Origin of the sequence: uncultured Microbacterium sp., from assembly GCF_963528945.1 — a bacterium.
Lineage (GTDB): Bacteria > Actinomycetota > Actinomycetes > Actinomycetales > Microbacteriaceae > Microbacterium.
In genome coordinates, this window is sequence record NZ_CAURWX010000004.1 from 388374 (window position 1) to 398786 (window position 10413).

Sequence of the window (10413 nt, forward strand, 5' to 3'; positions counted from 1 at the left end):
GGGTCAGCGGCGGCGGAGGCTGGCAGGGGCGTCCATGCCGAGCGTCTCGCCGCGGAAGAACGCGGGGCGGCGGACGGCGTTCCAGATCATCACGGCGATGCCGACGACGATGATGAGGATGCCGAGGATGAAGACGATGCCGACCCCGCCGATCTCGGCGCCCGAGCCGTAGGCCGGGTCCATCGAGTCGATCAGCGTGGTGACGAACAGCACCGCCAGGATGATGCCGCCGACGAGCGGGAACAGGAACGTGAAGAACACGTTGCGCACCGAGTCGAACCACTGGCGGCGGAAGTACCAGACGCATGCGAACGCCGTGATGCCGTAGTAGAAGCAGATCATCATGCCGAGCGTGAGGATCGTGTCCCACAGCGTGTTCTCGCTGACGACGCGCATGATCGCGTAGAACGCCGACGCGACGATCGCCGAGACGATGGTGGCGTAGCCCGGGGTGAAGAACCGCGGGCTGACCTTCGCGAACGATCCGGGCAGCGCCCCGTAGTGCCCCATGGCGAGCAGTGTGCGGGCCGGGCCGACGAAGGTCGACTGCAGCGACGACGCCGAGCTGGTGAGCACCGCGAGCGAGACGAGGAACGCGAGCGGTCCGAGGATCGGGCCGGAGAGGTGGAAGAAGACGTTCTCCTGGATGTCCTCGTTGCCGAGCCCGAGTTCGCCCGAGCCGACGCCGGCGAACATGATGAGCGCGACGGCGAGCAGCAGGTAGAGGGTGACGATCGTGAGCACCGTGGCGGTGGCGGCGCGACCGGGGGTCTTCTCGGGGTCCTTCGTCTCCTCGTTCATGGTGAGGGTGACGTCCCACCCCCAGAAGATGAAGATCGAGAGCGAGAGGCCGGCGGCCACGGCGCTGAACGTCGGGATGGCGAACGGGTTGAACCAGTTGAGGTCGAACGGCTGATAGTCGAACCCGTTGCCGTTCACGGCCTGCACGATCGCGGCGCCCGCGAAGAACACCAGCACGATGATCTGGAAACCGACCAGCCAGTACTGCAGCTTCTGCGTGGTCTGCATGTCGCGGTACGACACCCACGTCGCCCCCAGCATGAACAGCAGGCACACCCCGATGTTGATCCAGGTGACGCTCGCGAGGTCGGCGATGGCGGGGTTGTTCGTGATCTGCGAGATCAGCAGGAACAGGAAGTCGACGGCGATGCCGGCGAGATTCGACAGCACGAGGATGGTCGCGACGACGAGTCCCCATCCGGCCATCCAGCCGATCCACGGGCCGAAGGCGCGGGTGGCCCAGGTGAACGACGTGCCCGAGTCGGGCATGCGGTTGTTGAGCTCGCGGTACCCGAATGCCACGAGCAGCATGGGGATGAAGCCGACGAGGATGATCGCCGGGATCTGCGCGCCGACGGTGGATGCCGTCGGGCCGACCGCGGCGGTGAACGTGTACGCGGGGGCGATGCACGAGATGCCGATCACGATGGCGCCGAGCAGACCGACGGTCCCGGCGCTGAGGCCCTTGCTCGAGATGCCGGTCGTGACGGCGGCGGGCTCCGTCGCCCGGGGGGTGCTGCTCATCAGCGGTCTCCTGCCTCCCCGCGGGTGCGCGGGACGACGATCATGGGAACGGGGAGCTCGTGCAGCATCTTCGCCGCGGTCGAGCCGAGGAAGAGTCGGCGGGGCTGGGCCAGCCGACTGGAACCGACGAGGACGATCTCGCCGGGGAGCCACGAGAGGTTCGCGACGGCGTCTTCGACGGTGTCGCCGGGGGTCTCTTCGACCGCGACGCCGCTGCCGTCCGGCAGCAGCTCCTCGGCGATCGCGCGCACCTGACTCGCGTGCTCGTCGCCGACGACGCGGATGGCACCGGTGTCGAGACCCGGGGGCACGTCGAAGGGCACGAGCGACACGAGGCGCAGGTCGACGCGACCGGCGGCGGCGAGAGCGGATGCCTCATCGAGCAGCACGTCGGCGCCCGGGCGGTTGCCCACCGCGGCGGTGACCCGCGGCAGCACGTGGTCGTCTTCGGTGGCCGTGCCGGCCGGTGCGAGGGCGACGGGGATGGTCGACGAGTGCAGCAGCTCCGAGGCGACGGTGCCGAGGCGGTGACGGCCGAGGATGCTCCCGCCCGCCGCGCCGATCACGATCAGCCGCGCACCGAACTCCTCGCCCGCGGCGATGAGCCCCTCGGCGAACGACTCGGCGATGCGCACGTGGCCGACGGCCGCGACGTCGCGCGGGAGTCGCACGATCGCGCCCTGCAGCCACTGCCGCGCCTGGGCGCGGATGTGATCCTCGTATGCGCGCTCCTTCGGCACGAGCGCGCTGCGCGTGCCCTCGGCGGGCAGCACCGTCACCAGGTGCAGTTCGGCCCCGGTGCTGCGCGCGAGGCGCGCGCCGAGTGCGGCGGCATCCGCCCCGGCATCCGTCGCCGTGTACCCGACGACGATCGCGGCGGTCATCCCTCGCTCGCAGCCGCGCCCGTGCGGGCGTTCTCGAGGATGTTCGACGCCACGAGGTGACCCATGCGGATGGCCCCGTCGACGTGCTGGTACCCGGCGCCGGCCATGTCGCTGCAGGCGAAGTGGATCGGGCCGACGGGCGTGCGGAGGTCGGCGCCGTATCGGTGCAGGCCTCCCATGTCGAAGCTGGCGGCGTAAGCGCCGCGCGTCCACTCCTCGGTGCCCCAGTCGCTCTCGTAGTAGACGACCGGGTCCTTGGCCTCGGGGCCGTAGTAGTGCGAGAGCGACTCGAGGATGCGCTCCTTGCGCTCCTCGGCCGAGAGCTCGAACAGGTCGTCGGCGTTCTGGTCGGAGACGAAGCCGACGAGGGTGCCGCGCTCGTCGCCGTGGTTGGAGTTGTCGTACGCCTCGTGCGACAGCTCGTACGGGCTGAACGCGGTGCCGCTGAGTCCCTTGTCGCGCCAGAACGGCCGGTCGTAGACCGCATGCACCTTGATGACGAAGCCCATCGAGAGGTGCTGGTGCAGCTGGTGCTGGCGGCGCGGCAGCGGCGGGGTGAACGCGATGCGGTTGTAGAGGATGGGCGCGTGGGCGAGCACAGCGAACCGGGCCCGGACGGTGAGCTCGTCGGTGGTGGCGGTGACCCCGCCGTCGCCCCATTCCAGGGCGCGCACGGGCTGCCCCAGCAGCACGTCGTCGCCGAGGCGCTCGGCGAGCCGGATCGGCACCTGCTGCAGGCCGCCGACGACGCGCTTGTCGAGGATGAAGTCGGCGTCGACGAGGTTCGAGTACGACCCGGCAGACGCGGCCATCAGCAGCGACTGCAGCAGCGAGAACGAGTGCGTCGGCTTGGTGAGCATCGCCGAACCCGTGGCGAACGCGAGGTTGCGTACGGCTTCGTCGTCATCGGTCTGCTGACGCAGCCAGGCGTCCCACGTGACCGTGTCCCACTCGGCGGCGTTCGGGTGCTCCCACGGACGGTCGGGGTCGATCTCGGCGACCATGGCATCGAGGCGCTCGGTGATCTCGGCGATGACGCGCTCGGTCTCGGCCGACACCGGGAACATCTCGCCCGTGAAACGGGAGGCGGTGCCGTCGGGGCCGACGTACACGCTGTCGCCCTCGCGGTAGCGGCTGTACGTCTCGAGCCCCAGCTCGTCGAGCGTGTCGATGAGGGCCTGCTGGTCAGGCGAGACCCACTGGCCGCCGAGTTCGAGCATCGCCCCATCGATCACGTCGGTCCACAGGCGTCCGCCGACGCGGTCGCGTGCTTCGAGCACGGCGACCGAGAGTCCCGCCTTGCGCAGGTCGTTCGCCGCGGTGAGTCCGGCGGCGCCGGCTCCGATGATGAGCACGTCGCGCGTGATCTCGGCCATGGGTGCAACTCCTTCGTCGTGGATGCCAGGGAGGTTTGCCGGTCGCGACCCCCAATCCCCCGATCGGGGTCGCGACCGGACGAGCGGGTCAGGCGGAGGCGAGCGCCGCCTGCACGATGTCGAGGCCTTCGTTCAGCAGGTCGTCGCCGATCGACAGCGGCGGGAGGAAGCGGATGACGTTGCCGTAGGTGCCGCAGGTGAGCACGATGACGCCCTGGGCGATCGCGGCCTTGGCGACGGCGGCCGTGAGGGCGGCGTCGGGGGCCTTCGTCTCCGGGTCGACGAACTCGGCCGCCACCATCGCACCGTGGCCGCGCACGTCGCCGACGCGCGGGTCGCTGCTCTGCAGAGCGGTGAGGCGCGAGACGAGCAGTTCGCCGATCTCGCGCGCACGCTCGATCACGCCGTCGTTCTCGAAGACGTCGATCGCGGCGAGCGCGGCGGCGCACGCGATGGGGTTGCCGCCGTAGGTGCCGCCGAGTCCGCCGGCGTGCGAGGCGTCCATGATCTCGGCGCGTCCCGTGACCGCGGCGAGCGGCAGGCCGCCCGCGATGCCCTTGGCGGTGGTGATGAGGTCGGGCTCGATGCCGAAGATCTCGCTGGCGAACATGTGGCCGGTGCGGGCGAATCCGGTCTGCACCTCGTCGGCGATGAAGACGACGCCGTTCGCACGGCTCCACTCCTGCAGCGCCGGGAGGAAGCCCTCGGCGGGCACGATGAAGCCGCCCTCGCCCTGGATGGGCTCGATGATGATCGCGGCGAGGTTGTCGGCGCCGATCTGCTTCTCGAGCTGCAGGATCGCGCGGGCTGCGGCGTCGGCGCCCGAGAGTCCGTCGCGGAACGGGTACGACATCGGCGCGCGGTACACCTCGGGGGCGAAGGGCCCGAAGCCGCTCTTGTACGGCATCGACTTGGCCGTGAGCGCCATGGTGAGGTTGGTGCGGCCGTGGTAGCCGTGGTCGAAGGCGACGACGGCCTGGCGGCCGGTGTACTTGCGGGCGATCTTGATCGCGTTCTCGACGGCTTCGGCGCCCGAGTTGAACAGGGCGCTCTTCTTGGCGAAGTCGCCGGGGGTGACGCGGTTGAGCGCCTCGGCGACGGCGACATACGACTCGTACGGCGAGATCATGAAGCAGGTGTGGGTGAACTGCGCGGCCTGCGCGGCGACGGCAGCGGCGATCTTGGGATGCGCGTTGCCCACGGTGGTCACGGCGATGCCGGAGCCGAGGTCGATGAGCGAGTTGCCGTCGGCGTCGACGACCACGCCGCCACCCGCGGCGACGGCGGCGATCGGCACGGTGTGACCCACGCCGGCGGGCACGGCCTCGGCCTTGCGCGCCAGCAGTTCCGCCGAGCGGGGCCCGGGGAGCTCGGTGACGAGGCGGCGCTCCTGGGGGAGCTCCGGTCCTCCGAGGGGGACGGCGGTGGGTGCGGTGTCGACGAGTGCCATGTCGCGAGCGTACGACCGGTATTCCTACGGATGCATTCGCCGAACTGTACAATCTCGTGAGGTAGTTCGCCCGTCTGTACAACCCCGGCAGGAGCATCCATGGCCGCCTCCCCGCCTGCGCAGCCGACGCTCCGCGCCCTCCTGCGACGGCGCGACCTCGGGCTGCGGCTGATCTCGGATGAGCCCCACCTGCCGGAGGGTGCGCTCGATCATCCGCTGCGCTGGGTGCACAGCTCGGATCTCGCCGACCCCACCCCCTTCCTCGCCGAGGATCTCGTGTTGCTCACCACCGGCACCCAGTTCGACGACACCGCCGGCATCGACGCCTACGTCGGGCGGCTCGCCGATCGGGGCGTGCGCGGTCTCGGGTTCGGCACCGACGTGCACCGCCACGGCGTGCCGGACGAACTCGTCGAGGCGTGCGCCGCGCGCGGCATGCCGCTGTTCGAGGTGCCGTACCGCATTCCCTTCATCGCCGTGGCGCGGGCGCACTCCGAGGCCATCGCCGCCCAGGCGTACGCACGGCGCTCCTGGGCTCTCGACGCGCAGCGGGGCCTCGCCCTCGCCGCCCTCCGACCCCGCGGCCTCGACGCGATCCTCGGCGAACTCGCCCGGCGTCTCGACGTGTGGACCGGACTGTTCGACGCCGCCGGATCGCTCGTGCATGGGCATCCCCGCGAGGCGGTCGCCGGGCGGGAGCTCGCCGACCTGTCGGCTCGCGTCGGCGACGTGCTCACCCGCGGCCTCGAAGCCGGTCAGTCGCTCAGCGTCGGCGATCGCACCTTCATGCTCTTCACGATCGGGCGCGGCGGCCGGCTGCGCGGGGTGATGGCCCTCGCGACCGACGCGCTCGATCCTGAGGCCCGCACGGTCGTGACCTCGGTGATCGCGATGGCCGGCCTCGCCCTCGAGCAGAGCGAGCAGGCGACCCGCAGCCGACGCCGACTGCACGACCAGCTGCTGTCGTCCCTCCTCGGCGACGATCCGTCTCTGGCCCGACGCGTGCTCGGATCGCTCCCGCCCGCGCCGGTCGTGGTCGCCGTCGCCCGCGATGCCCCCGTCGACGCGCTGCACGAATGGTGGGAGCGGCGCCGTACCGAACACGGCACCGCGGTGTTCGCGGCCGAGTCCGACGAGGGCGTGACCATGAGCGTCTCGGCGGCGGACGAAGGTCTGTTCGACGAGGTGGCGGTGCGCTTCGGCATCCGCCTCGGCGTCTCGGCCCCCGAGGGGTACGACGCCTTCTCCCGGGCGCACGCGCAGGCGGTGACCGCGCTGCGCCAGGCGGGTGACGCCGGTGCCGCGCGCTTCACGGATGCCGCCGGCACGAGCATCCTCGCGGCGCTCGCGACCGACGAGGCGCGGCTGGTCGCGGAATCGCGCCTCGCTCCCCTGCGCGACAACGCGGCCGGGGGCGCGAACCTCGAGGAGACGCTGCGCACCTGGCTCGCGCACGATGCCCGGGCCGAGCAGGCCGCCGCCGCGCTGGGCATCCATCGGCACACCCTGCGCTCGCGCATCGCGCAGGCCTCCGCGCTGCTCGGCATCGACCTGTCGTCGTTCCCCGCCCGCGCCGAGCTCTGGGCTCTCCTCTCCACCGCCCGCGACTAGCCCCCTCCCCCGGCCCCCTGGCCCCCTCATCCTCCGGCCCCCTAGTCCCCTGGACCCCCCGGTCGCCGGGCCCCGGCCCTTCCGCTCCCGTCGCATTTTCTGTCGCCCGCCGGACACCGGGGCGACAGAAAATGCGACCGGAGCAGAGGTGGGGCGGGGTCGGAAGGGGCGGGGTTTGCGGGGCGGGAAGGGGCGGGGTTGCGGGGGGGGTGGGTCGGGGAAGGGGCGGGCCGGTGAGGGCGGGGACGGGAACCGCGGTGAGGGCCGGCGGGGTCAGGGGCGGTCGTCGAGGTTGTCGGAGACGACCTCGAGGGCGTGGGCGCGCGCCTCGGTGGCCGAGGTGCCGCGCGCCGTGGCGACCGCGGCGGCGAAGACCTCGGCGAACACGAGGTACGCCACGCGCGACGTGTGCTCCAACTCGTCGCGGAAGCTCACCCCGCTCGGCGCGATCACCAGCGACAGCGTCGCCGCGTCGGTGAGGGCCGACGAGGCGAACGACGTGAGGGCGATGACCGTCGCCCCGCCCCGCGCCGCCGCAGTGGCCACGCGCAGGCTCGCCTCGTTCGCCCCCGAGCCGCTGACGATGAGGCACACGTCGTCGGCGGTGAGGTGGCGAGCCGCGATCTGCTGTGCGATCGCGTCGGCGATGAACTCCGCCGACCGTCCGGACGCCGTGAGGCGCATCGCGAGGTCGTTCGCGATCGGCGACGAGAGACCGTTCGCGAGCACGAGCAGACGACGGGCGGATGCCGCGACCCGCACCGCCTCGTCGACCGCATCCGGGTCGAGCAGGCTCGCGAGGGCCGGCAACGACGCCGCGACCCGGTCGATCTCGCCGCGCATGCGGCCGAGCACGCCGGGACCGTGGTCGACGCCGGCGTCTCCCGGTGCCGCCCCCAGCTCGGAGGCCAACGCGACCCGGAGCTGCGGGTACCCGCGGTAGCCGAAGCTCTGGCAGGCCCGCACGACGGTCGCCCGGCCGACGCCCGCCCGCTCGGCGAGCTCCTGCGCGGTCCATTCGACGACGGCATCCGACGCCTCGACGATGAGCTCCGCGACGCGGCGCTCGGCGGGCTGCAGGGTGTTGAGCACCGCCGCGATGCGGGCGGTGGGCGGCGCGCTAGGCGAGAACACGGGCGCGGGCTCCCTCCATGATGCGGCGGCGGATGGCTCCGGATGCCCCGTCGATCAGCATCGTCACGGCCACGACCACGATGAGCAGCACGCCCACCGTCGACCACTCACGGTACTGGGTGTACGACGTGAGCATGTCGCCGATGCCGCCGACCCCGATCAGTCCGAGCACGGCCGAGGAGCGCACGTTGATCTCGAACCGGTACAGCCAGAACGACCAGAACGCGGGTTCGGCCTGCGGCCACACGCCCCACCGGAGCACCTGCGACGTGCCGCCGCCGGCTGCGCGCGCGGCCTCGATGGGTCCGCGCGGCACTGCCTCGACCGCCTCGTAGCCCCATTTGCCGAGCGTGCCGACACCGTTGATCGCCAGCGCGAGCGCCCCCGTGAACGGGGTGAGGCCGGTGACCGACAGGATGACGATGGCGATGATGATCTCGGGCACCGCGCGGATGAGCGAGAACAGACCGCGCAGCAGCGAGCGCAGCCACGCGGGCCCGAACCCGCGGGCGGCGAGCAGGCTGAGCGGGGTGGCGAGCAGGATGCCGAGGATGGTTCCGACCCACGCCATCTCGATGCTGCGCCAGGTCTGCCACAGCGCCTCGGGCAGCTTCTCCCAGTCAGGGCTCGCGAACATGAGCCCGAGGTAGCGCACGACCTCGGACGGCAGGTCGGCGAGCCGCGACCAGCTGATGTCGATCGACCAGAACGCCACGACGACGACGGCGGTGACGAGCATCCATCCGGCGATCAGCCAGGGCCGACGCGGACGGTCGGGGATCACGGTGAGCGTCGCGCTCGCGCGACGCGGCGATGCGGTGGTGGGGGCGGTCATACGAGCCTCCGTCGCACGGCGTCGGAGACGAGGTCGATCACGATGACGACGATGAGGATCTCCAGGATGATGAGCGAGAGCTGGTCGTAGCGGTAGAACGTGCGCACCGCGTCGATGAGGAGGCCCATGCCCCCGGCGCCGACGAGTCCGAGCACGGTGGAGGCGCGCACGTTGAGTTCGAAGACGTAGAGCGTCTGATTCGCGAACGCCGGCCACGCGTCGGGCAGGGCGAGGGTGCGGTTGATCTTGGCCTGGGTCGCGCCGACCGCGCGGCCGGCTTCGAGGGAGCCGCGGTCGTTCGTGTCGATGGCCTCGGAGACGAGCTTCACGATGATGCCGACGTTGAACAGCAGCAGCGCGAGGATGCCGGGCAGCGCTCCGACGCCCACCATGGCCACGAGGATCGCCGCGTACAACAGGTCGGGCACGCTGCGCACGACATTGAGGATGCCGCGGACGACGACGCGCGCCGGTCCGTTCGGATTGGTCGCACGCGCCGCCCAGAAGCTCAGCGGGAGCGACACCGCGGCCCCGATCGCCGTGGCGATGACCGCCATCTGCAGCGTCTCGATGAGCGGCGGGAGGGTGCGCGGGAAGAAGCTCCAGTCGGGTAGGAGCAGCTTCACGACCTTGTCTGCGCCGTTCTGCCAGTTGCGGGCGATGGCGTCGAGGTCGACGCCGATCCCGATGCCCGGCAGGCACATGACGACGGTCGCGGCCACGACGACGGCAACGATTGCCGGGCCCTTCCAGGCCCCCGGCGGACGGGGTGGGATGTCGAGCGGTCGCGGGGCCGGCGCGGATGCGGGGGCCGTCATGCGTCCAACCGGTCTTCCGGGGTGAGCGAGCGGCCGTAGATGCTCTCGAAATCGGCATCCGTCGCGCTCGTCGCCGGCCCGTCGTACACGACCTCGCCGGCGCGCATGCCGATCATGCGGGCCCCGTACTCGCGGGCGAGGTCGAGCAGGTGCAGGTTGACGAGCACGGTGATGCCGAGGTCGCGGTTGATGCGCCGCAGATCGTTCATGACGCCGTGCGCCGTGGGCGGGTCGAGGCTCGCGACGGGTTCGTCGGCCAGCACGATCCGCGGCTCCTGCGCGAGTGCCCGGGCGATCGCGACGCGCTGCTGCTGCCCGCCCGACAGGTCGGAGGCGCGCGAGTGCAGCTTCGGCAGGATGCCGACGCGGTCGAGCGCCTGGTAGGCCAGCTGCTTGTCGGCCTCGGGGTAGGCGCCGATCAGGGTGCGCCACAGCGACGTGTGGGCCAGACGCCCGACGAGCACGTTCTGCAGCACGCTCGCGCGACCGGCGAGGTTGAAGCCCTGGAACACCATGCCGATGTCACCGCGCAGGCGCCGGAGGGTGCGGGGCGAGGCGCCGGAGACGCGGTGCTCCCCCACATCGAGTGTTCCCGAGGTGACCGGAACGAGACCGTTGATGGTGCGGATGAGCGTGGACTTGCCCGAGCCCGAGAGCCCGACGACCGCGACCATCTCTCCCGCGGCGATGTCGAGTGAGACGCCGTTCAGCCCGATCGTGCCGTTCGGGTAGCGCACCGTGACGTCGTCGAGGCGGATCG

Annotated in this window: 9 protein-coding genes; 1 reads left to right on the forward strand and 8 read right to left on the reverse strand. The window is 71.5% G+C overall.

What is annotated here, in order from left to right:
* Positions 1-3 precede the first annotated feature (3 nt).
* The 4 genes from RWS82_RS14500 to gabT form a co-directional block, all read right to left on the reverse strand.
* The gene (locus tag RWS82_RS14500) at positions 4-1545 is read right to left on the reverse strand and encodes an APC family permease (RefSeq protein ID WP_314651504.1); all 1542 of its coding nucleotides are present in this window, start codon (positions 1543-1545) and stop codon (positions 4-6) included.
* On the reverse strand, positions 1545-2429 hold the full coding sequence (locus RWS82_RS14505; RefSeq protein ID WP_314651507.1) for a universal stress protein: 885 nt from the start codon (positions 2427-2429) through the stop codon (positions 1545-1547). The genes RWS82_RS14500 and RWS82_RS14505 overlap by 1 nt, the downstream gene beginning before the upstream one ends.
* Positions 2426-3805 (reverse strand): NAD(P)/FAD-dependent oxidoreductase, encoded by a 1380-nt coding sequence (locus RWS82_RS14510; protein WP_314651510.1) that lies wholly within the window; start codon positions 3803-3805, stop codon positions 2426-2428. Before RWS82_RS14510 ends, RWS82_RS14505 begins: the two co-directional genes overlap by 4 nt.
* Before the next feature lie 88 nt (positions 3806-3893).
* Entirely contained in the window at positions 3894-5255 is a 1362-nt protein-coding gene (gene gabT, locus RWS82_RS14515; RefSeq protein WP_314651512.1) for a 4-aminobutyrate--2-oxoglutarate transaminase, read from the reverse strand.
* Positions 5256-5354: 99 nt separating this feature from the next.
* Here gabT and RWS82_RS14520 point away from each other — a divergent pair, with 99 nt between their 5' ends.
* The gene (locus RWS82_RS14520; RefSeq protein ID WP_314651515.1) at positions 5355-6866 is read left to right on the forward strand and encodes a PucR family transcriptional regulator; all 1512 of its coding nucleotides are present in this window, start codon (positions 5355-5357) and stop codon (positions 6864-6866) included.
* A 273-nt stretch (positions 6867-7139) separates the two neighbouring features.
* Here RWS82_RS14520 and RWS82_RS14525 read toward each other — a convergent pair whose 3' ends face one another.
* Genes RWS82_RS14525 through phnC form a run of 4 tightly spaced genes read right to left on the reverse strand, consistent with a single transcriptional unit; the run spans position 7140 to position 10411 of the window.
* Positions 7140-8000 (reverse strand): MurR/RpiR family transcriptional regulator, encoded by an 861-nt coding sequence (locus RWS82_RS14525; RefSeq protein WP_314651518.1) that lies wholly within the window; start codon positions 7998-8000, stop codon positions 7140-7142.
* A complete protein-coding gene (gene phnE / locus RWS82_RS14530) occupies positions 7987-8835 on the reverse strand; it encodes a phosphonate ABC transporter, permease protein PhnE (RefSeq protein WP_314651519.1) in 849 nt (282 codons plus the stop codon). Before phnE (RWS82_RS14530) ends, RWS82_RS14525 begins: the two co-directional genes overlap by 14 nt.
* Positions 8832-9653 carry a phosphonate ABC transporter, permease protein PhnE gene (gene phnE / locus RWS82_RS14535; RefSeq protein ID WP_314651522.1) on the reverse strand — a complete coding sequence of 274 codons (822 nt, stop codon included), beginning with the start codon at positions 9651-9653 and terminating at the stop codon, positions 8832-8834. Before phnE (RWS82_RS14535) ends, phnE (RWS82_RS14530) begins: the two co-directional genes overlap by 4 nt.
* The gene (gene phnC, locus RWS82_RS14540; protein ID WP_314651526.1) at positions 9650-10411 is read right to left on the reverse strand and encodes a phosphonate ABC transporter ATP-binding protein; all 762 of its coding nucleotides are present in this window, start codon (positions 10409-10411) and stop codon (positions 9650-9652) included. The genes phnE (RWS82_RS14535) and phnC overlap by 4 nt, the downstream gene beginning before the upstream one ends.
* Positions 10412-10413 lie beyond the last annotated feature (2 nt).